The organism is Exiguobacterium sp. GL_137 (assembly GCF_057834585.1).
Genome location: NZ_CM174406.1, coordinates 1,548,245 through 1,569,227 on the forward strand (window position 1 = coordinate 1,548,245; position 20,983 = coordinate 1,569,227).

Here is a 20,983-nt window from a genome sequence, read left to right on the forward strand (position 1 = left end):
ATCCATTACGGATGAATATGAAGTTTCTGATAGGCAGATTTGATTTGTTTATACATGGCGTCCGTCGACAACATAGCATCAATCTGAATGACGGGAGAAGCGGATTGTTCCATTTGGAGACGGTGCTCGGCGTACGTTCCAATCATCTCCGGATCCGTCGCCGTCAAGTACGTCCGGCACCAGTCGAGAAACGCATTTGATTCGTTGAAATCAGGATACCGTTCTTGTTCCCGCTCGATTAACCGGTCCATCCGCGTGTCTTCATCCAAGCGTAAAAAGACAAGCAATTCCCGGCTGGCGAACCCGTCCAGATTCCATGAAAAGACGGAACCGGAGACGACATACTGTTGATGGTTTTCGATATCCGGTATATATAAGGCATACCGCTCCGCAATCGATCGTTTTTCGGTAAATGTTTGGTCTTTCCACAAATAATGATTGCTGTCGATCGAGGGGATATCTTCTTGTTGCCCGATCCATTTGCCGATCGTGCTTTTCCCGGTGCCGGAACCGCCGATGATTTGAATCCGCACGGGATGACCGCCTTGACACATGATGTGTAGTTTCTGTGGATTAGCCTTACTATGACGGACTGAAATAAGAATAGAACGGACAGGGAAGACGATGGAGGAATCGTCTTCCCTTTTTTCGGGCATTCATCTAACAGATGAGTGAAACAGCGGACAGTCGTCAATGTTGCGAAAACTACTTGCTGTATAAAAGTTCATCTGCAAATCTCCTATCCTGTATATTTTTACATATTTTTGAAACCAAATCGGTCTCTAGGCAGTCTAATGAATAGAGACGAAAGGAGGGGAGTCCCGTGTTCCGTAAAAAACTAGCCGGAAGTTGGACGGATGATGCTTTTCTTGCGTCCTTATATGCCGAAGAAAACTATATCTACCGGATGTCGTATCTGTATTTAAAGCACGAGCAGGAAGCGCTTGAAAATGTTCAGGAAGTTGCTTTTCGCGCCTGGAAGTACCGGAAGTCGTTACAGGATGTCACCTATTTTAAGACTTGGCTGACCCGGATCACGATCAATGCAGCACTCGATCATCTTAAAAAATACCAAGTGCTGGTCTGGACAAACGATACGGCACAGGATAGGGGTGAGCCGCAAATCCCGTCGTTTGAACATGTGGTCGTTGATCAACTGTACCTGACTGATTTACTTGAACGACTCGATGTCAAGGAACGGTCGTTAGTCACGTTACGGTATCAAGCCGATTATTCCTTTCAGGAAATTGCTGATTTACTCGACCTTCCGATCAGTACGGTGAAAAGTACGTTATACCGGGCGATTCAAAAACTACAACGCCATCAAGCGAAAGGAGGAGAGTCCGGATGAAACAGCAACTTGAGACAGCATTAAAAGACATTCCCGTACCGGATACCGTTCACGCCCGGATGGAGCAGGGACTCCGCCGGAAAAAACGGAAACATCGTTTACCGCAACTGATTTTAGCAGCTAGTCTGCTGATTGGTCTGTTGCAATATGATCGGATTGAATCCTGGATCCAGCCACCGATCGACCAATCGACCGCCTCGATGATTCCAGGACTTGTCTACCAGAAAGCGATATACCTGCAAAGTGATACGACAATCGCCGAAGAAACGGAGTTTCAGTTGCGTGGACAAAAGTTAGGTGTCTCCAAAAATACCTGGACCGAAGGCGCAGAAGCCGTTAACGTCAAGCAATCACTTGGATCGAATCTAGAGAATTATACGATTTACGTCGTAAAAGGATATGATCCCGCGATCCGACTGATCGCGGTCGGACAGGAGGACGGGGCTGAAATCGTCCGCGTGCTGGACCGGTCGACATTCCGTCCGGATTATTTCCAACAGCTTCACCTGCAACAGACAATTCTTCGTGCTAATTATCAAACGTTCTCGACATGGGAATCGACCAACTCGGAACCGATTTCCGCAGGATCCCGGCTGCGTCAATTATTTGCTGAATTGAGCAAGGCGGTTCCGTTACGCGAGTCGGATCTTGCGGCGGATGTCGTCGAGTATCAAAATGACACCGATCTGCGGATTCTGAACGTGACGATGGCAGACGGGGTGACGAACCAATTCCGGTTGATTCGTGAAGGCTATGTTTATTATGAACCGCTCGACCGTTACTTTGCCGTCAACGGGCCAGTATTTGATGATGTCTGGGAGCAGTTGAACCAGTAACACCAATTACTCAAAGGACTTCCGAAAGCCGTAAAACGGGCGGAACGCCTGACCGCGGTAAAAACTTTCCGAGCTGCTTGACGCCAGGACCTCAATCCGGGTCGTCGGATACCAGTCATGAAGACGGGCGAACAGCTGTTGAGCAAGACCTTGGCCACGGAAATCGGCCTCAATCAGTAATTCACAGATGTACAACGTGACCTGAGTGTCTGTCATTCCGCGGACATAACCGATGACCTCCCCCGCATGTTCGACGACAAGCGCAGCGTTTGAGTGTTGCCAAGCGAGTTGGGTCCGTTCATGGAGACGGACGAGCTGGTTCCAGCCTTCCGCAGCATTTAAGCGCTGAATGGCGGGGAAGTCCTGATCTTGGTACGGGCGGATCTGATAGGCAGTTGTCATAAGCGTGACCTTCTTTCTGAGTTAAGCTGTATAAGAATGGGTTCGAGTTCCGACCAATCGTTCACAGTGTAGGAGGACGGACTATTGACGACCGGTTGATTACTTTTTAATACCGCCGTCATGCCAACTGCTTCTGCTCCTTTGATATCATGCAGTGGATGATCCCCGATAAACAGGACCTGTTCCGGTGTGACTCCCCAGTCTTGTACGGGACGGAGGAACAAAGCGGGATCGGGTTTCGCAAGACCAACTTCTTCCGAAATCAGGATCGGATCAAAAAATGTCTGCAATTGATGGTGGGCGATGACCGATCGTTGCAAGTCACTCCGACCGTTCGTTATGAGCCCAAGGCGATATGTTTGTGATAGACGTTGCAAAAGGTCGAGCGTTTGAGGAAACAAGACACTGCTTGAGGCAAACGACGAGAGATAATCTTGTAACAACTCAGTAGCAGTGACACCTTCAAACTGAAAGTGGGTGATTAGTTTTTGATAAACGACATCCTTCCAGACGAGACCGTTTTGATCAAAGGTCAGAAAGAGGGTTTGATAAGCGTCAAGTGTACAAGTTGAAACGGGCGCAATCAGACGAGCATGTTGAGATTTCAAAAAGAGCTGCAAAGAAGTCGTACGATCAAGTAACGTCTCGTCGAGATCAAATAAAACAGCGGAGAGGGTCATGAAATAGCAACTCCTATTCATTCTATATATTTCAATTACCGTATTATTAATTTAATATCAATTACAATAATCGAACAGGATATCTTACATCTGTACAGAACATCAATATCTATATTCGTCTATTTCGTTAAACTGATTGCACAAGGAGAATCACATGCAAACAAAAACATCTTCATTTAACCCAGTACAGTATCTGGATACACAAACAGCCGGAACACCAATCGTGATTTTGACCGGAATGGGCTGTTCCTATCATGAATGGTATGAGATTGTCCAAACACTTCAAACAACCAACCGGGTGCTCAGCTTCCACCGGCATTCATGGTGGGAAGGGGACGGGGTTCACCGGACCAGTCACGCTGTTCAACAACTAAAGACACTATTGACCCATTGCAACGTAGACAAACCGATTCTCCTGGTCGGCCATTCCTACGGGGGACTGATTGCGCAAGAGTTTGCGATCCGTCATCCCGATCAATTAAAAGGGTTGCTTTTGGTCGATTCGACGTCGGTTGACTTACACGAACTGGATACTCTTGATACACCGGAGCTTGACACCCTGTCATCCGATGCCACTTGGATCAAACAATGCCGGTATTATGCGACACAAACGAACGATCAGTTGCGTCGTTTGGTTCAACCGGTACTGACGCCGGCGCAACATCGATTACCGAAGACGATTCAGTCGGCATTGCTTGACTTTCAAACCGAACCGGCACTGTATGCGATGATGGCGACCGAAGTCACACACTGGAAAATGGATGCACAACGGATAAAAAGAAACACGTTTCCCGACTTGCCGCTGATTGTCATCGGACGGGACCAGAGGCAAGCCATTGCCGAAGGACTGCAGGACGGATTACCGTAAACGGAAGTTCGTCAGCTGGAAGAGACGTGGCATCAACTCATATTACGACAGGCGAACCTGACAAAAACAGCAACGATTCGGTTTGCTGAAGGAGCAGGCCATGCCGTTCACCTCGACCGACCGGAACTTGTCATCGCGGCAATCCGACAGCTCGACCAAACTCCAGTAAAGGACGTGTTGCAATGAAACGGAGCATCTTAGTTCAGTCCAACCAGTGATTTAGTCCGCTGCTTCTCACTGTACATCGCTTGATCCGCTTTTTGAAACACGGTTACTACATCGGTTGTTGCTTCATCATACGCAAACCCAACGGCAATCGACAGGTCATGTTTGAGGAACTCGCTCCGTAATTGTTCCAGTAAATGGCGACACTGCTGTTCCGTGTACCCCTGGCAGACGATGACGAATTCATCTCCCCCGAGACGGAACGCTTCTTGGCGAAACGGCTTAAGCAAAGGGCCGTCTGTTGGAGCAACGCATCACCTGCGATATGACCAAACCGGTCATTGACCCGTTTTAAATCATTCAGATCCAGCGTGAGGACACCCAACGGAATGGCTTCAGAGGATATCTTCTCTTCGATCAAGCAGTCGAATGCATGGCGATTGTAGAGACCAGTCAACGTATCGCGTTGACACAGTTGCTCGAGTTCCTGCTATTTGGCCTTCGCTGCATTCATGTTCCGGATCACACCTTGAACGGCAACGATTTCGCCGTTCTCATAAATCGGAGTCGTATATTCTTCAAACCAAATATATGTACCGTCATTCGTCCGCCAGCGTTGCAGGAACGGTTCATCGTAGTTGCAGTTACCCGAGATTTTCGACATTAAAATCTCGAGATCATCCGGATGAATCCGGTCGAAACAATCGGACGGGTCGGCATAACTCGCTTCAACCGTTCCAACACCGATATGTTCATCGAGAGAAGGACTGATATAACGAAAGCGATAGACCGGTCTGACTTCAAAGATATACATGATGTCTTTGGAATAGTTCCCGAATGCGGCAATCGTCGAAGGTAGAGACAGCGGACGCATCTTTTTGAATATCCAATAACATAGGAGGGTCAATCCAATCCCAATTGTCATTCCAAACCACAACAAAAGCTTCACCTGCCTTATTTTTAATGCTTCAGCTCGTATCAAAACGTATGTATGCGTAATAATGTAGATGAGATGCTAATAGAACACACTAAATTATAGCAAATGCCTTGAATAATACATACAAAAAATGACAATTCACATATTTACTTTCTTGATATTATATTGAGCGATAGGAGTATATTGATCAGCAAGGTGACGCTTTCTGGAAAGATAAAAGATTTTCTCATTCCACGACAAAAAAGTCAGCAAAATACGAACTGTTTTGCTGACCTTTTTGTGTTCATAGTCGATGCATTTTTGAGCATGTCGGAATCGCAAACGCGTCCGAGGCTCTATTACTAAACTCACGAAGATAGTGGAGATAGTTCTTACCGCCATAGTTATACCGTTTATTATACATCCTCACAACAACAAGCTGACTTTCGGGTACTACGAGTAAGAGTGGACCAGTGTTTCCAAGAATTTGATAAGAACCCTTTGGAACACGTTCTCCGATCTCACTTCTTTCCTTTGCTTCGTCTTGCACGTACCAAAACAATCCATTGGCAGGAAGTCGTCCATCATCGTACTGAAGACTTTGAATGGATGTACAGATTCGAATGACTTCTTCCGGAACAACTTGAATTCCGTCATGACGTCCCATATTTAAATGAAGATTTCCCCATAACGCAAATTCTTTTGCAGTCGTGTGCAGATTTGAACCCATTCCGTCATCATACGGGTACAACTGAAACGTTGCCTTCTGCTCAGGGTCATCGATGACTTTGACCAAAGCTTCCGACTCCTCTGTTGACCATTCGGTAGATTTAAATCCTAATGGAGTGAAGACGCGCTCCTTCAATAATTGAGTGAAATCATAGCCATATAGATACTTAAACAGTTCCGTGATAATCCGGATATTGATTCCACGGTAGGCCCAACTTTCACCTGCAGCGAACTCCCTGTAAATCGATCCGTCATCTCGTTCATCTAAACCATGTGAGTGGGTGACCAGATGCCGAATGGTCATTCCTTGAAAAATCTGTTGATCGTAGTTTTTCAAGTATTTCGAGACACAATCATCAAGACTGTGAATTTTTTTTTCATACAACGCATAACCAATTGCTAACGCTAAATAACTTTTACGAGCGGAAGCAATATTGAACATGGAATCTATACCAATCAAATTCGAATTTTCGTTACCGTGAACTCCTTCATAATGTTCTAAAATGATTTGATCATTCTGCATGATAACTACCGCTGCAGCACTGCTATGATTTAGATGCTTAATCTCACTTACGTAGGAAAGCAGCTTTTGATAGGAAGGGTGCAAATGAACAATGCTCCTTTCGCCTTTTGATGAATTGGTCTCCAAGTTTGTGTCTTTTAACAATTAGAATAGGGCTATAAAGTCCATCTGCTCTAACCCATTTCTTAAGACTTAAAGCACTAGATACGTCCGAAACCCCCGATTGGCATAATAGGAGTCCGCTCCATTGTGATAGACAAAAACGTGCTGATACCGCCGGTCGCAAAAAAGGGCGCCATCTTTTGTCCGAATCGATTCCAGCGTCTCGATTCAGCCGGATTTCTTCAAATCAAATTTACCTATGCCTTATGTATGTATTCTTTTGATTCAACAATGGAATGATCTGTAAAATGAGATACATTAAAGTATAGTAAACAACCGAATTTAAATATACAAAAAAATCCCATTTTAATTTATGGAAGTCCTAAAAATATCAAATACGGCACCTGCCAAAGCGGGTACCGTATTTTCGTAACCTTGAGACGACAGATAGGAAGACAGTCAATTTTTCAGCTTTTTGCTAGCCCATAGTAAGTTGAAAAAAATCAATACCAGACAAGAGACGATACTTAAATAGGAAACATCATAAGTCGCCACTAGTTGATGTTCCGCCACGTTTAAGATGGACGAGGGTAACAAATCGGAAAACGCAAGATCAACATTCTTGATGAGCAGGAGGAAAAAGCTGATTCCGATGGCTGAAACAGCAATCAAAACCTGATGCTTTACATAGACGCTAATCACAATGACAAGACTGGTCAGGTAAAGAATCCATATGCTATATAGAACAGAAAATAAAATCAGTTTTGTAATCGAGAACGAACCGAATAAGTATACCGTGCAGATATAGGATGTCAGGATTCCAAATCCGATACTGAACATACTGATGAACCAATGGGCGATCAGTTTGGCATATACATAACAATGTATGGATACCGGGCGTGTCAGAATAAAATCCTGCATCCCGTTTTGACGGTCCGTTGCAATCAGTCCCATGAAGCTGATCAGCAGGATGATCAGACCGATTTGATCAAATTGACCAGAGATCGTTGATAAAAAAATTTCACTCGGAGTGGGATCTAGCTTGTTCGGATCCAGGATGACTCCAATCGAACCGCCTAACTGTTGCAAAATGATGTCCATATACAGATTAATCAAAGGTTGGGTTAAACCAAGTAGAACAAAAAAAACCGTTAACCAAACGTATTTATATTCCTTTGCAGCCTCCGTTAATTCTACCCGCACAAGCGTCGCTAAATGGTTCATAAATCCGCCGCCAGTTCGAGAAACGCATCTTCCAGTCCTATTTCATGGAAACCAATTGATATCAGGTCAATGTGTTTTAGAGAACAGACGGTTAAGACTTTCTTTAGGTCAAACGCTTGTGTTCCTGTGATGAGGAATGTGGCGGCTGATAACTTTTCCACAATGACGGATGGGAAAAATTCCCGTATTTGATCTACATGTACAGCATCCCTGAACTTGATGCGTAACTGTTTAGGATTAATTGTTTGATCCTTTTGGAATAGGTGTTTGATGATACGACCGTTTTTCATGATGACATAACGGTCACAAATATCTTGGGTATCATGCAGTATATGCGTCGATAACAAAATCGTCATCCGTTGCTTCAAACGACCGATTAACTTTCGAATTTCATTTCGGCCGATTGGATCTAGGGAGGCGACAGGTTCGTCTAAAATTAAAAACCGGGGCTCATGCAAGATGGCTTGCGCAATTCCGAGACGTTGTTTCATCCCTCCCGATAATTGTTCCACCTGAACGTCTTGTTTGTCCTGAAGACCAACTTCCTTTAAGGTTTCTGAAATACGATTCTTCAAGATATCTTTTTTTATGCCGGACAATTTTCCAAAAAAGAACAGTGACTCTTGGCAAGTCATCCACGGTTTGAAATCTGTGTATTGAGATAAGTAACCGATCTGTTTTTTATAAACTTCAATTGGCTGAGAATGAAATGTAATATCGCCTGATTCATACGAAAGGATTCCCATCAGACATTTGATCAGCGTTGTTTTGCCTGCGCCATTTGGGCCAAGCAATCCGATACATTCGTTATCCTCAATCGAAAGATTGATCCCATCGAGAATCTTTTGTTTATCAATCGTTTTATGCAGATTATGAATCGTAATCATGACGGACGTTTCTCCTTCCTATCATCAAGTAGAGAATTGGACCAATCATTTGCATACTGACAATGATCCATAGCCACAAGTAAGGCAGAACAATTTGATTTTTTCTTTTATACCAATCGAAGAGGGTGATTCCAATCAACAATACATTTAGGAAAAGAATGGGGAGAATCAGAGGAAGTAGTTGAAGCCAATCGATTTCTAATAAAGGTGTGATACTTGTGTTCATTTAATCACCTCTTTCTATTATCATTATCAATAATGATAATTAATAAGTCAACTAGTTTTTTACTTTTTATGGATTCAATGAAATTTTAAACATCATGTAGACATATGGTATGTTCATGTAGCAGGGATAGCCAAAAACAGTTGGCACAAGATGATATTTTACAAAAGAGACTATCAGGACCAGGTGACGTAACAAATATACTGTTTAACGAAAGGATAGATAAAATGAATTTAGATTTATTTAAAAATCAAATCAGGTTCAAAATTGCATTGGAATTAATTGACCGTGATAATGGATTATCCATTATGCAACTGAATAAGTTACTCTCAGATGTTCCACAAGCTACGCTATATCGCCATGTGAACGCGATGCTTCAAGATTCTTTATTGAAAGTGGTTAGGCTTCAACGTGTCGGAAAAGTCGAAGAAAAAATTTATGCATTGAATACATCCGGATACAAAATTAAAGATGAGGACTGGGCTTCAGCGACATATGAGGAGAAGGTTAATTTTGTCTCGTTTTATTTTATGTACATTTTACAAAACTATAAAAATTATCATGAGAAGCTAATTACAACCGATTCAGCGGATAAAGCAACATTTTCATTGGTTAAGTTAAATTTACCAGATGAAACGTTTCATTCATTCCAGTCAGAACTTGCTACATTATTAGAAAAATACTATGCATTATCAATGGAAAAAGAAGACAATGAAAATAAAAGAACTGTCTCGCTAGTTATCATCCCGTAAACAAAAGCAGTACTCACTATCATAAGTGAGTACTGCTTTTTACCGTTCAAAGCGTGAAGTACGTCCGAAAACCGCGGTTGGCATAATACGAGTCGGCTCCATTGTGGTACACGAAAACATGATCATACCGCCGGTCGCAGTATAACGCGCCGCCTTGCGCCCGGATGGACTCCGGTGTCTCAATCCAGCTCGACGTCTTTACATCGAACGGTTGAATCGTTTGCAGGTGACGATAGAGGACTTCTGTCAACAAGGCGACACCGTGTGCAGTGGCTTCCGCGACGGCATTGCCGACAGGCTTATTTTTCTTCCGCTTTTCCAGTGCAGCCTCGTCATAACATAAGCTGCGGCGACCCGATGGACTTTCCGCTGCACAATCAACGAAAACCCATTGGCCATTTGGCACTGTTACGATATCCGGTTCACCGCCGGTCTGTTCCATCCAGTCAAGGGAATGGAGCATTTCTGGGGATAACCGGGACACGATATCATCCCACTTCACAGCGGGATGCCGGTCAGGATGATCCGTGAACCGGTGATGGAGGATGTCAATCAACGTCGCTTGATCCATGTTCTTTCCGCCTTTCGATAGCTAGTTTATTTTCTCTAGAAGATGTATTAAATGTACATCATTTTTCCAAATAACGGTAGAGGGTACTTTTGCTGATGCCCGTTTGCTCCCGGATTTCGGACAGACTGTACTGTTTACTTTGATACATGTCGATTGCTCGTTTGACGTTTTCATCCGGCTTTCGCGGGCGTCCCGTCTGTTTGCCGAGCTCTTTTGCTTTCGACAGTCCTTCGCGGGTCGCCATGCTGACGACGTCACTTTGGAGGGCCACGAGATGCTGGACGATGTCACGGAACGACTGGTTCAGGGCCTGCCGGGTGTCAATGTCTTCCCGGATTGACAAGAGGTAGGCTTGCTTCGTATCCAAAGCGTTCAACACTTCGATCAGGTGACGCGTCGAATCCGCCAACACATACAAATGAGAGACAAGGATGATGTCACCCGGTCTGATATCTTCTAACAATTGATCAAGCACGTAACGTCGTTTCGAGGAACTGTGCTCCTCGATCCTTACTTGATCGGTTTCATAGGTCTTAAGTGCCTCGGCTTGCTTCTCACACGTTGGATCTTCAAAATAGGGGCGCATGTAACCAACAATCATAATGTTCTCCTCGCTCGAATCAAAATACCTGCTGCGATGAAAAGAATACGCGGATCTGTTCTAGATGAAACTCGTATTCAAGATTCATCCAGCCGGTGTTTATCTGTCACTTCCTAGTATAAGGGAAACCTGGACGAGAAGAAAGGTGGGGTATTATACAGGAAGCGGTGGAGAAATAAACGACAAGAACACTTTCTGCATGACCTGATTTTTAATACAATAAAAACGTCCTCGTCAGACGAGAACGTCGGCAATCCATTAAGCGGATACAACAGAAATCCGTTCCTTATCATGGCGATGATGCTCGACTTCATCCGCTAAAGCAACGGCATAATCGGCATAACTGATGTAACTGTCACCCGCAGCATTCAGCGTCAAGACATCCTGCGCCAATTGATACTTACCGGTCCGTGGCCCTTCCGGATCAAAGAAGGCGGCCGGGCTGATGAATGTCCAGTGTAGATCGACAGTCTGTTGCAAATCTTCCAGATTTTTCGCCTGATTTTTCGCTGTCGGCAGGTAAGCGGACGGAAAGTCCGGCGTATCTGCCAGACGGGCCGTTTTTTCTTGATCGACGTACAGACTGCCGGCTCCTCCGACCACAATCAGACGGGTCGAATTGCCGCGTAATTGATCAATCAAATGCCGTCCTAAATCAACATGCTGGTGCTCATTTCCGGGTGACGCTCCAAAGGCATTGATAACGACATCAAAATCCGCCAATTCCTCCGTCGTCAGCTCAAACGCATTGCGTTCCAGCACCGTATCATGTTTCGTCCGTGTCGCATCACGGACGATGGCCGTCAAGGCGTGACCCCGTTCTGCCAACTCCTCTAAGATAACCCGTCCTGCTTTTCCACTCGCTCCAATGATGGCAACCTTCACCAAAAACGCCTCCTTTATTTGTATGTAGCTGTACATGTAATTATTTTAGTTACAGAATCTATTATTGTCAAGGCAATTGACATTAAAGGGGATGCTCATTAAAATAAATGCATTGGTGGTGAAACAAATGATTAATAGCCGACTTGCGGTTTCTGTTCATATCCTGGCCTTGATCGCGACACATCCGGACCAAGCCTTGTCTTCTGACTATATCGCCGGAAGTGTCAATACCAATCCGGTCGTCATCCGTCGCTTGATCGGATCGTTACGCCAAGCCGGATTGCTTTCGACGGTCGCCGGAAAAACCGGGGCGACGTTGAAGAAAGATCCGCATGACATCACATTATTGATGATTTACCGGGCAGTCGAACCGAAAGAGACGTTATTCTCAATCCATGATCAGCCGAATCCTGCCTGTCCGGTCGGCCGCGACATCCAATCGACCCTCAACCAGTCCTTCACACGTGCCCAACAGGCGCTTGAAGCCGAACTCGGGAACGAAACCTTATCCGATATCCTCCATCGTCTTGTCCAGGCAAGATGATGCTGGTCTGTCTTTTCATGAAAACGCCTTCACTTTTGAAAGGAGAAATGTCAAGATGCGACTGATCAGTTATTCAGCCGTCAGTGCAATCGGATCCTTTTTATTGTTCACTGCGTATGCCTTTTTAACGAATGTCGAAAATGAGTTTTTATATCAGTTCGGTACGTTCGCGACGACCTTGTTTACATTTGCCGTCGGTTTGCCGATGCTCTTCATTACAAGGCAGTATCCGTTCTCCTTACGCTGTTTGATCTATTTGACGGCCGGTGTCTTTACGATTTTATTGTTCGTCGGATTTTATGATTATTTCGGTCAGGAGACTTTTGTCGAGTCCCGGCAAAACTTAAGCGGAATCGTCCGCTTCGCGACACTGGCCTGTCTGTTTTATATCGTCCCGTATGAATGGATGTACTTAAAAAAATCGTCGACGAATCACCCTTCGATGTCTTCTTGACGCTGACCTTCTGAAAAGAAGGTCTTTTTTGCAGGAATTCCCAATAAAAAGGAGAAACAGGTAGATAGCTATATTTAAAGAGAGAGAACACGCATGCAAGATACATTCATTTGCCGGCAACTCGGAAAATCGACATTGCTCAGCTTGATCGGGACACTTGACCGTCCGACGAGCGGCACGCTGTCATACGGCGATCAAGCGATTCATCAGCTCAAGAGCAAAGAACTGTCCGATTTCCGGTTTGAGAACGTCGGCTTCATCTTTCAACAGTTCCATCTGATTCCGACACTGACCGCGCTCGAAAACGTCATGGCGCCGTTATTCGGGCGGAAAGTGACGTACGATAAAAAAGAGCGGGCCTTGTCGCTGCTCGAAAAAGTCGGACTGGCGGATAAAGCCGGTTCACTCCCGTCGCAGTTATCCGGCGGTCAGCAACAGCGGGTCGCCGTCGCCCGGGCCCTCGTCCACGAACCGAAATGGTTGCTGGCGGACGAACCGACCGGCAATCTCGATACCGAAACCGGTGAAATCATTTTTAGCCTGTTGCGCACTTTGAATGAAGAGAAGGGTTGCGGCGTCCTGTTCGTCACCCACGATCCGGCTCTCGCCGAACGGGCCGACCGCAAAATCGAAATGCGGGACGGTCTGATCATCGAAGACCGCCGGCTCGTCCGCGCCTGATCCCTTCTTTTTGAATTCACCGCAGCGACCGCGTACACTGAATGTGTAGAGGAGGCGAGCGTATGCGCTTAGGAATCTTGGATCAGGTCCCGCGTCACGAGGGGGATACGATCGAACAGACGATGGAGGCGACAAAACGACTGGTCGTCGAGGCGGAACGCCTTGGGTATGACCGGTACTGGTTTGCTGAACATCACAATACGAACGGGTTGCTCAGTGCGGCACCGGAATTGTTCATTGCCCGGATGGGAGATGTGACTTCCCGGATCAAACTCGGGTCCGGCGGGGTGTTATTACCTCAGTACCGTCCATTAAAAATCGCCGAGACGTTTTCGACACTGGCTGCGTTTTATCCGAACCGGATTGAACTTGGAATCGGCAATTCGCCGGGCGGCAGTGAACGGACCCGGCGTGCATTGACAGACGGCGCCGAGAATGCCGCTGTTGAATTTCCGCGGATACTCGACGAGGTTGAAGGTTTTTTGACAGATTCCTTGTCGTCGCGTCATCCGTACCGGATCGTCAAGACGACACCGCGTATCAAGGAACGGATCCCGTTATCCGTGCTCGGACTGTCGCCGCGCAGTGTGATACTCGCTGCCGAGCGGGGACACGGACTCGTGTTTGGTCATTTCATCAATCCCGACAAGTGGCAAGAAACGCTGCAGACGTACCGCGACGCATTCGTTCCGGTCGACGGACGAACACCGAACGTCATCGTCTGTGTTTTCGTCATCTGTGCCGAAACGATGGAAGAAGCAGAAGCCTTGGCACGGACGCAAGACGCCTGGATTCAAGGGATCCGGCTTGGCCATTCGATCGTGCCGTCGTTTGCGACCACAGAAAATAAGTCGTGGAATGCCGAGCAACAACAACGAATCCAGCACGACCGCCGGCGGACGATTGTCGGGACACCAGACGAAGTCGCCGAGGCACTGCAGACGTTGTCCGACCGTTACCAGACCGATCAGTTTCTATTGATCAATAATGCGTTTGATCAGGACAAGCGTCTCCGGTCCTATCAGTTGATTGCCGAACGATTGCTCCATTAAAAAACACCGCCTGCGTACAGGCGGTGTTCGTTTTGACTTATTGTTGGGCAGTCGGACGGATCAGGATTTCATTGACCGCCACATCGTCCGGTTCATTGACGGCGTAAGCAATCGCACGGGCAATGGCGTCAGCGTCCATCGCTTTTAAGTCGCCGATGCCTTGTTTGATTTCATCGTCCGTGATGTGATCTTTCAGCTCGGTATCAACTGCTCCCGGTGAAATGATTGTCGCGCGGATATTGTTTTCGACCGACTCTTCTTTTCGCAAACCTTCCGTAATCGCACGGACGGCAAATTTCGTCCCGCTGTAAACGGCACTCGACGGCATGACGTCGTGTCCTGCGACAGACGAGATGTTGATGATATGTCCTCGTTTCTGCTCGCGCATATAAGGCAGAACCGCACCGATGCCGTAGAGGACACCTTTGATGTTGACATCAACCATCGTGTTCCACTCATCCTGTTTGTTTTTGTTCAGTTTCGAAAGCGGCATCAAGCCCGCATTGTTGACGAGTACGTCGACCGAACCGAACGTATCTTGTGCAAGTTTCGCGAGTGCATCGACTTGCGACGCGTCCGTGACGTCCGTCACCTGATAGACGGCTTTACCGCCGAGTTGTTCGATTTCCTGTTGCAAAGTTTTCAAACGATCTTCCCGGCGCGCTGCGAGGACCAGTTGCGCACCTTGTTTAGCGAGTAACTTAGCAGTAGCTTCCCCGATGCCACTTGATGCTCCTGTAATAATGACGACTTTTTTTTCGATCATTTAGAAAACCTCCTGCATATTTTTTAACTCAACTTAGAAGTATTAACCTCTTTTAAACATCAGCAAACCTCGGACAGACAGTTCGAAGACCGAAAGGATGAATACGATGCGAAAAGGATTTTGGCTCGTTCTTATAGTAGCAGTCGGATTGGTTTTATACGTCGAACCGTTTCGCGGGTCACCGCCGGAACCGGATGTTTCCGTCAACGGAACAGACATCGGTGTGACAAGCGGATCATCTTGCTGGCACAGCCTGTTGAACAGAAAATGTATCGACCTTAGTGATACGACCCCGCTTAACATGACAGCCGACCAGACACCAACCGTCGTCAAACCCGGTCAGAAGATTGAGGTCGCCTTTAACGACGGTCCCGCGCCGGAACGGATTCAGACGGAACAATGGTTAAAGGATGGAAGGACGAAAACCGTTCAGCTGAAGAATGAAGACTTAACCGTACCTACCGAAAAAGGTCTGTATATCTATCACGTCTCGGCCTGGTGGAAGAAAGGCGATGGAAACGTCGCATTTTCTGTTCAAGTAAAATGATGTTGACAGAGCTCTATCAATGTGGTAAATAGTAAAAAAACTGTTCGAAAACGAAAGTTCCTTCATCTTTTTTTGGTGAAAGGGACTTTTTTTATTAAATATAGTAAATAGAACACTGGATTCCACTTACTAAAAGCTAAATTATCAGAATAATAGAACATTAATTAAAAAGTGCATTTGAATGTTTTAAGGTCTAGTGAACGGGAATAAACACACCATACACATAATATTTCAGCTAGTGAAAGTCTTATGTGAAAGAATCTTACAACGTTATGTAAAAGGAGAGATGAAGATGAATGGGTTCAATCGTTTCTTACTCGTTCTCATCGGTCTGCTTGGGTTAGTGAGCGTTGGCTTACTGGTTCTCGGCGTCTACGATGTTCCACGACTCAGCCCGTTACTTGAACAATGGCAGGATCAACAATGGTACAGCTACACAGTGCTCTCGATTGGTGGGTTTTTAGCTTTCGTATTCGTTATTCTCTTATTCACCGGGTTACTCAGCCGCTCGAAAGGTCAACGGTTGTTGATCCGGACAGGAGACGGTAACATCACGATTTCGAAAGAAACCATCGAACGGACGGCACTTGAGTCGATTCGTGGAATCAATGGTGTCCGGACACCAAGTGTCCATGCGGATATCCATTCGAAAAAAGAAACAGTCGCTTTGACCGTTGACTGTTCGGTTTTCGGGCAGGAAGGGTTGCCGACGATCGGCAAGGATATTCAAGAACGGGCGAAACATGCCGTCGAATCGTTGCTGGAGTTACCGGTAACGAGCACGAAAGTCAAAATCAGTGATACAAAAACAAAAACGTCGGAACGAGTCGTTTAAAGGGAGGAATTGAACATGAGTACGAAAGAACAGTTGTATCCGTACCGGTTCCGGTTAATCGGCGGTCTCGTTGGACTCGTGATCGCGGTTCTGTTCCTGACAATCGGTTTCGGACCTACGATGTTACTGCTCGTCTTCACCGCGATCGGCTTTTTGATCGGAAAGTGGCGGGACGGAGCACTTGATATTGAAGGATGGATTCAGTTCTTTAACCGGGACTGATTCATATATAAAATAACCTACACTTTATTCAAAAGGAGAGATTTCAAATGGCAAACGAATCATTAAACACGGCTGGACAAACGGAAGAGGTACGTTCAAACAAATTAACGTTCGAAGATCAGGTCATTAAAAAAATCGCCGGGATTGCCTCAAATGAAGTACAAGGCATTTTATCGATGAGCGGTGGATTCATGAGCGGTTTGACGGATCGCCTCCGCAGCACGGAAGACATCACAAAAGGTGTCGGCGCAGAAGTCGGTGAACGCCAGGTGGCGCTCGATCTTCGCGTCATCGTCGAATACGGCAAAAACATTCCGTCCATCTTCCAGGAAACGGTCGCCAAAATCAAAAAAGCGATCGGCGATATGACAGGACTTGAAGTCGTCGAAGTCAACATGCATGTCGAAGATGTCATGACACGGGCCGAATTCGAGGCGAAAAGCAAAAACAATGAAGCGGCGGAAGAAAAAACAAGCCGCGAATTAAAATAATCAAATCGACCGGGAATTCTCGCTGTGAGAGTTCCCGGTTTTTTTATATTTTTCAAAAAATCGTTTACCGATTTGCCATCAATCAAAGTGACTGTCCGGATGGAAAACGGGAAAAGACAAAGGAAGACTTCAATCCAATCAGAAAGGATGAGAAATCATGCGTTTAGACGGAAAAGTCATCATCGTCACCGGAGCGGCTTCCGGAATGGGTAAGGCGATGGCAGAGGTATTTGCAGCGGAGGGGGCACATGTCGTTGTTTCGGATATTCACGGGGACGCAGCGAAGCAAGTCGTGCAGACAATCACCGAAAACGGTGGAACCGCACTCGCCGTGGAAACGAATGTAGGAGAGGAGACAGCCGTTCAGCAGTTGATCGATCAAACCATTACGGCATACGGTAAACTCGATGTGCTCGTTAATAATGCCGGTATCATGGACGGGATGGAAGGTGTCGCCGATATCTCGGATGAACGCTGGGAACGCGTTTTCTCCATTAACACGACAGCCGTCATGCATGCGATGCGGCTTGTCGTTCCGTTATTTCAGAAACAAGGTCACGGTGTTATTCTCAACAACATTTCGATCGGCGGATTGAACGGTGCGCGGGCCGGAGCCGCCTATACCGCCTCGAAACACGCCGTCGTCGGCTTGACGAAAAACACCGCCTATCTGTACGCCAAGGAAGGCATCCGTTGCAACGGAATTGCCCCCGGCGCGGTCGAGACGAACATCGGACAGTCGATGACGAACATCAATGAATTCGGAATGGGTCGGACGATGCTCGGGATGGGCTTGAATCCCCGGACGGCGAGTCCGGAAGAAATCGCAAAGCTTGCTTTGTTCCTTGTCTCCGAAGACAGCAGTTTCGTAAACGGAGCCATTGTCGTCGCTGACGGCGGATGGAGTGCCTATTAAAGATATTTTCAAAGGTTCCCGGATCAAAGGGGACTTTTTTTAGATTAAATGATTACTTAGCACAATAATTAGTTTACGAAATCGTATTCAATTTGGAAGGAATTAGTCGATAGTAAGGATAATAAGATAGTGTACCAAATTGATGATTCAGCAGACGGGAAAGGGCGGGTTGATTGATGCAAGAACAGACGACACGCGTGACGGATACCCAGGTCATCCGGGCAATTGAACAGAATCTGGCGATTATCCGATTTGATGACCGACGTAAGGTGGCTTATGTTAATGAGTTGTTTGCCCGGACGATGGGCTATGAGGTAGAGGAGTTGATTGGGCGGTACCACCGTGATCTTTGTTTTTCCGGATTCGCGGACAGTCCAGCCTATGAATTATTTTGGCGCAAGCTGATGCAGGGCATCACGTATCAGGACAAAATTGAACGGCGAGCATCGGACGGGCAACAAAAGTGGCTCGAAGCGACGTATATGCCGATTTTCTCGGAAGACGGCCGGCGTGTCGTCGGCGTATCAAAAATTGCAACCGACATCACTGTTCGACAACAGGATGTCTTACGGATGGCGGACGAATTGAATGCTACATCCACTTTTTTGATGGTGAAATCAGAAAGCGGACGTCAGGACGGACTCCACGTGTTGGCAACCGTTCAACAGGTCGAAGCAGAATCGACAGTAAGTCTCGCGAATCTCGTTCAACTACAGGCGCAGACCGATTCCATCACGGATATCGTCAAGACGATCCGTGACATCGCCGCCCAAACGAATCTGTTGGCTCTGAATGCAGCGATCGAAGCAGCACGTGCCGGAGAACACGGACGTGGTTTTAACGTCGTTGCGACAGAAGTCCGCAATCTGTCCAATAAAGTCTCCCAATCGATCGGTGAAATCAAAGACAACATCGAAGGCATCGTCCAGCGGATCGAAACGGTCTCAACGAGCATCGAGCAGATTTCTTCGAAAGTCAAAACGAGCAGTGGACAGCTCGAACAGACCGTCCGTGAATTTGATCTCTTGGCGGATTCCGCCAAACAGTTGGAACAACAGGCCAAAGAATTTGTACGTGTCTTGTAAAATGCTAATCGTCCAGCCCTGTCGACTCTTTCCTGAATCAGAAAGAGTCGACAGGGCTTTTTTAGGATCTGCCTAAATACTATTGTTAAAACGTAATCGTTACGATATGATGTAAAACGTAATGATTACGAAATAGAGGTGGGAGAGCCAATGTTTACATATAAAAAATGCTTACGACAGACCGCTTGGACGATTGCACTCGGAGCGGTACTACTCAGTGGTTGCATCCCGGACACGAACTTAAAAAAAGACGACCACTTGACGTTTGTCTATAATTTTTCAACGTTATCACTCGATCCGCACCGCGACAGCAGTTACGTCCCGCTGCGAGCAGGTGTAACGGAAACATTAGTCCGGCTGGATGATGAGAAGCTGACTGTCGAACCGTGGCTTGCGAAAAGCTGGAAAAATGAAAGTGAAACGGTCTGGCGGCTTGAGTTACAGCAAGGCATCACCTTCCAAAATGGAAAAACGGTTAATGCGGATGCCGTCAAATCTTCTCTTGAGCGATCAATCGCAGAGAATATGGGGGTCAAAAATGCATTGAAGATCAAGTCGATCAAAGTCGACGGAAACGATCTTTTGATCGAAACGAATTCCGTCTATCCGGAATTCATCTCGGAACTTGTTAATCCAAATACAGCTATCATCGATACGACGGCCAAAAAAATAGAGGCCCGACCGATCGGGACTGGACCGTTTACGGTGTCTGCTTTCTCACCCGGGACAAAAGTGGAATTAACACGGTTTGACGGATACTGGGGACGACCGGCAAAACTTGAAACCGTCGACTTTTTATTTAATGAAGATGCCGGAGCCCGAACGATGTCACTACAATCCGGTCAGGCTGATATCGTGTACCGGCCCGAAATCGAATCCGTCGATCAACTGAAGGAAAACGGATTTACGACTGACGTGACGGAAACGTTCCGTGTCCACCAACTGACGATGAACGTAACGGACGGACCGATGCAGTCCCTTCCTGTCCGAAAAGTGATCGATACATTGATTGACCGCAAACAGTTGGTCGATCATGTCCTGCAAGGGTATGCGACGGTCGCGACCGGACCATTCATTTCGTCGTTCCCTTTTGCCCCGGATTATGAGCAGCGGACAGACCGAACGGCGATATCTTATTTAAAGCAAGCCGGCTATACCTTACAGGACGGTCAGATGCAAAAGGACGGCCAGCCGTTGACGTTAACGTTGTTGACCTATTCCGCCCGTCCGGACTTACCTTTGATCGCTCAAGTCTTACAGGATGATGCCAAAAAAATCGGTATCACGATTAAAATCAGACAGATTGATGTTCCGGAAGAATATATGAGCAGTCACCGGGACTGGGATCTTGCGACATACAGCAATCTGACAGCACCGCGCGGCGACGCCGGCTATTATCTCAATGCGACCTATCATCCGCAAGGTGGACTGAACTTCAGCGGCGTCAACGATGGCGCGTTGACAAAACAACTGAATCAACTGAACCGGACAGTCAATCCGGCGAAACGGAATGCTTTGGCGGAACAGATTGCCCGAGACGTCGACCAAAAACAGTTCAACAGTTTTTTATTACATCCTGCGACACTCGTCGCTTATGATCCGTCCCGCGTCAAAGGATGGAAAACGGAAAAAAGTGAATATTATATGATTACGAATAGGTTAGAGGTGAAATGAA

The 20,983-nt window shown here is 46.5% G+C and carries 26 protein-coding genes and 2 pseudogenes; 15 read left to right on the forward strand and 13 right to left on the reverse strand.

Going from position 1 to position 20,983, the window contains the following annotated elements; genetic code table 11:
• Window positions 1–5: 5 nt before the first annotated feature.
• A complete protein-coding gene (locus tag AC3IRK_RS08250) occupies window positions 6–533 on the reverse strand; it encodes a P-loop NTPase family protein (RefSeq protein WP_489169825.1) in 528 nt (175 codons plus the stop codon).
• 290 nt (window positions 534–823) lie between these two features.
• Here AC3IRK_RS08250 and AC3IRK_RS08255 point away from each other — a divergent pair, with 290 nt between their 5' ends.
• Both AC3IRK_RS08255 and AC3IRK_RS08260 read left to right on the forward strand, forming a co-directional pair.
• Window positions 824–1,351 carry an RNA polymerase sigma factor gene (locus AC3IRK_RS08255; RefSeq protein ID WP_489169826.1) on the forward strand — a complete coding sequence of 176 codons (528 nt, stop codon included), beginning with the start codon at window positions 824–826 and terminating at the stop codon, window positions 1,349–1,351.
• On the forward strand, window positions 1,348–2,187 hold the full coding sequence (locus AC3IRK_RS08260) for a hypothetical protein (RefSeq protein ID WP_489169827.1): 840 nt from the start codon (window positions 1,348–1,350) through the stop codon (window positions 2,185–2,187). The genes AC3IRK_RS08255 and AC3IRK_RS08260 overlap by 4 nt, the downstream gene beginning before the upstream one ends.
• A gap of 6 nt (window positions 2,188–2,193) precedes the next feature.
• Here AC3IRK_RS08260 and AC3IRK_RS08265 read toward each other — a convergent pair whose 3' ends face one another.
• Both AC3IRK_RS08265 and AC3IRK_RS08270 read right to left on the reverse strand, forming a co-directional pair.
• Window positions 2,194–2,589: a GNAT family N-acetyltransferase gene (locus AC3IRK_RS08265; protein ID WP_026828305.1), complete on the reverse strand. Its 396-nt coding sequence runs from the start codon at window positions 2,587–2,589 to the stop codon at window positions 2,194–2,196.
• On the reverse strand, window positions 2,586–3,269 hold the full coding sequence (locus AC3IRK_RS08270) for an HAD family hydrolase (RefSeq protein WP_489169828.1): 684 nt from the start codon (window positions 3,267–3,269) through the stop codon (window positions 2,586–2,588). Before AC3IRK_RS08270 ends, AC3IRK_RS08265 begins: the two co-directional genes overlap by 4 nt.
• 154 nt (window positions 3,270–3,423) lie before the next feature.
• Here AC3IRK_RS08270 and AC3IRK_RS08275 point away from each other — a divergent pair, with 154 nt between their 5' ends.
• On the forward strand, window positions 3,424–4,137 hold the full coding sequence (locus AC3IRK_RS08275) for an alpha/beta fold hydrolase (RefSeq protein ID WP_489169829.1): 714 nt from the start codon (window positions 3,424–3,426) through the stop codon (window positions 4,135–4,137).
• A 197-nt stretch (window positions 4,138–4,334) separates the two neighbouring features.
• On the opposite strand, the pseudogene AC3IRK_RS08280 reads toward AC3IRK_RS08275, so the two are convergent.
• The 6 genes and pseudogenes from AC3IRK_RS08280 to AC3IRK_RS08305 form a co-directional block, all read right to left on the reverse strand.
• A pseudogene (locus tag AC3IRK_RS08280) lies at window positions 4,335–4,759 on the reverse strand (GGDEF domain-containing protein).
• Window positions 4,760–4,792: 33 nt separating this feature from the next.
• Complete coding sequence (locus AC3IRK_RS08285) at window positions 4,793–5,176, reverse strand: PAS domain-containing protein (protein ID WP_489169830.1); 384 nt, start codon at window positions 5,174–5,176, stop codon at window positions 4,793–4,795.
• Between the two features lie 346 nt (window positions 5,177–5,522).
• The gene (locus AC3IRK_RS08290; protein WP_426355405.1) at window positions 5,523–6,554 is read right to left on the reverse strand and encodes a serine hydrolase domain-containing protein; all 1,032 of its coding nucleotides are present in this window, start codon (window positions 6,552–6,554) and stop codon (window positions 5,523–5,525) included.
• A 108-nt stretch (window positions 6,555–6,662) separates the two neighbouring features.
• Window positions 6,663–6,833 (reverse strand): annotated as a pseudogene (locus tag AC3IRK_RS08295) (DUF4256 domain-containing protein); the annotation flags it as partial.
• A gap of 198 nt (window positions 6,834–7,031) precedes the next feature.
• A complete protein-coding gene (locus AC3IRK_RS08300; protein ID WP_426353507.1) occupies window positions 7,032–7,796 on the reverse strand; it encodes an ABC transporter permease in 765 nt (254 codons plus the stop codon).
• A complete protein-coding gene (locus AC3IRK_RS08305; protein ID WP_214854557.1) occupies window positions 7,793–8,683 on the reverse strand; it encodes an ABC transporter ATP-binding protein in 891 nt (296 codons plus the stop codon). Before AC3IRK_RS08305 ends, AC3IRK_RS08300 begins: the two co-directional genes overlap by 4 nt.
• Window positions 8,684–9,049: 366 nt before the next feature.
• Between AC3IRK_RS08305 and AC3IRK_RS08310 the strand changes: the two genes are divergently transcribed.
• Complete coding sequence (locus tag AC3IRK_RS08310; RefSeq protein ID WP_251138733.1) at window positions 9,050–9,658, forward strand: helix-turn-helix domain-containing protein; 609 nt, start codon at window positions 9,050–9,052, stop codon at window positions 9,656–9,658.
• Between the two features lie 46 nt (window positions 9,659–9,704).
• Here the strand turns inward: AC3IRK_RS08310 and AC3IRK_RS08315 are convergent, their stop codons facing one another.
• From AC3IRK_RS08315 to AC3IRK_RS08325, 3 genes are all read right to left on the reverse strand, one after another.
• On the reverse strand, window positions 9,705–10,229 hold the full coding sequence (locus tag AC3IRK_RS08315; protein WP_489169831.1) for a DUF4256 domain-containing protein: 525 nt from the start codon (window positions 10,227–10,229) through the stop codon (window positions 9,705–9,707).
• A 58-nt stretch (window positions 10,230–10,287) separates the two neighbouring features.
• Entirely contained in the window at window positions 10,288–10,830 is a 543-nt protein-coding gene (locus AC3IRK_RS08320) for a recombinase family protein (RefSeq protein ID WP_131972659.1), read from the reverse strand.
• 258 nt (window positions 10,831–11,088) lie between these two features.
• Window positions 11,089–11,715 (reverse strand): NAD(P)-dependent oxidoreductase, encoded by a 627-nt coding sequence (locus AC3IRK_RS08325; protein ID WP_131972658.1) that lies wholly within the window; start codon window positions 11,713–11,715, stop codon window positions 11,089–11,091.
• 127 nt (window positions 11,716–11,842) lie between these two features.
• Between AC3IRK_RS08325 and AC3IRK_RS08330 the strand changes: the two genes are divergently transcribed.
• From AC3IRK_RS08330 to AC3IRK_RS08345, 4 genes are all read left to right on the forward strand, one after another.
• On the forward strand, window positions 11,843–12,259 hold the full coding sequence (locus AC3IRK_RS08330; RefSeq protein WP_489169832.1) for an Rrf2 family transcriptional regulator: 417 nt from the start codon (window positions 11,843–11,845) through the stop codon (window positions 12,257–12,259).
• Window positions 12,260–12,314: 55 nt separating this feature from the next.
• Entirely contained in the window at window positions 12,315–12,713 is a 399-nt protein-coding gene (locus tag AC3IRK_RS08335; protein WP_131972656.1) for a hypothetical protein, read from the forward strand.
• Window positions 12,714–12,806: 93 nt separating this feature from the next.
• A complete protein-coding gene (locus AC3IRK_RS08340) occupies window positions 12,807–13,394 on the forward strand; it encodes an ABC transporter ATP-binding protein (RefSeq protein ID WP_489169833.1) in 588 nt (195 codons plus the stop codon).
• A gap of 62 nt (window positions 13,395–13,456) precedes the next feature.
• Entirely contained in the window at window positions 13,457–14,446 is a 990-nt protein-coding gene (locus AC3IRK_RS08345; protein ID WP_489169834.1) for an LLM class flavin-dependent oxidoreductase, read from the forward strand.
• A gap of 37 nt (window positions 14,447–14,483) precedes the next feature.
• Here AC3IRK_RS08345 and AC3IRK_RS08350 read toward each other — a convergent pair whose 3' ends face one another.
• Entirely contained in the window at window positions 14,484–15,212 is a 729-nt protein-coding gene (locus AC3IRK_RS08350; RefSeq protein ID WP_489169835.1) for an SDR family oxidoreductase, read from the reverse strand.
• 106 nt (window positions 15,213–15,318) lie between these two features.
• Between AC3IRK_RS08350 and AC3IRK_RS08355 the strand changes: the two genes are divergently transcribed.
• The 7 genes from AC3IRK_RS08355 to nikA all read left to right on the forward strand — a co-directional run bounded on the left by AC3IRK_RS08355 (window position 15,319) and on the right by nikA (window position 20,982).
• On the forward strand, window positions 15,319–15,759 hold the full coding sequence (locus tag AC3IRK_RS08355; RefSeq protein ID WP_426353513.1) for a hypothetical protein: 441 nt from the start codon (window positions 15,319–15,321) through the stop codon (window positions 15,757–15,759).
• A gap of 292 nt (window positions 15,760–16,051) precedes the next feature.
• Complete coding sequence (amaP, locus tag AC3IRK_RS08360; RefSeq protein WP_012370438.1) at window positions 16,052–16,594, forward strand: alkaline shock response membrane anchor protein AmaP; 543 nt, start codon at window positions 16,052–16,054, stop codon at window positions 16,592–16,594.
• A 15-nt stretch (window positions 16,595–16,609) separates the two neighbouring features.
• The gene (locus AC3IRK_RS08365) at window positions 16,610–16,816 is read left to right on the forward strand and encodes a DUF2273 domain-containing protein (protein WP_114595755.1); all 207 of its coding nucleotides are present in this window, start codon (window positions 16,610–16,612) and stop codon (window positions 16,814–16,816) included.
• A gap of 47 nt (window positions 16,817–16,863) precedes the next feature.
• Window positions 16,864–17,307, forward strand: a complete 444-nt coding sequence (locus tag AC3IRK_RS08370) for an Asp23/Gls24 family envelope stress response protein (protein WP_426353515.1) — start codon at window positions 16,864–16,866, stop codon at window positions 17,305–17,307.
• Window positions 17,308–17,464: 157 nt separating this feature from the next.
• On the forward strand, window positions 17,465–18,223 hold the full coding sequence (locus tag AC3IRK_RS08375) for an SDR family oxidoreductase (protein ID WP_489169836.1): 759 nt from the start codon (window positions 17,465–17,467) through the stop codon (window positions 18,221–18,223).
• Between the two features lie 176 nt (window positions 18,224–18,399).
• Window positions 18,400–19,308, forward strand: a complete 909-nt coding sequence (locus tag AC3IRK_RS08380) for a methyl-accepting chemotaxis protein (protein ID WP_489169837.1) — start codon at window positions 18,400–18,402, stop codon at window positions 19,306–19,308.
• 150 nt (window positions 19,309–19,458) lie between these two features.
• Window positions 19,459–20,982, forward strand: coding sequence for a nickel ABC transporter substrate-binding protein (nikA, locus tag AC3IRK_RS08385; RefSeq protein ID WP_489169838.1), 1,524 nt, complete (start codon window positions 19,459–19,461; stop codon window positions 20,980–20,982).
• The last annotated feature ends 1 nt before the right edge of the window (window position 20,983 follow it).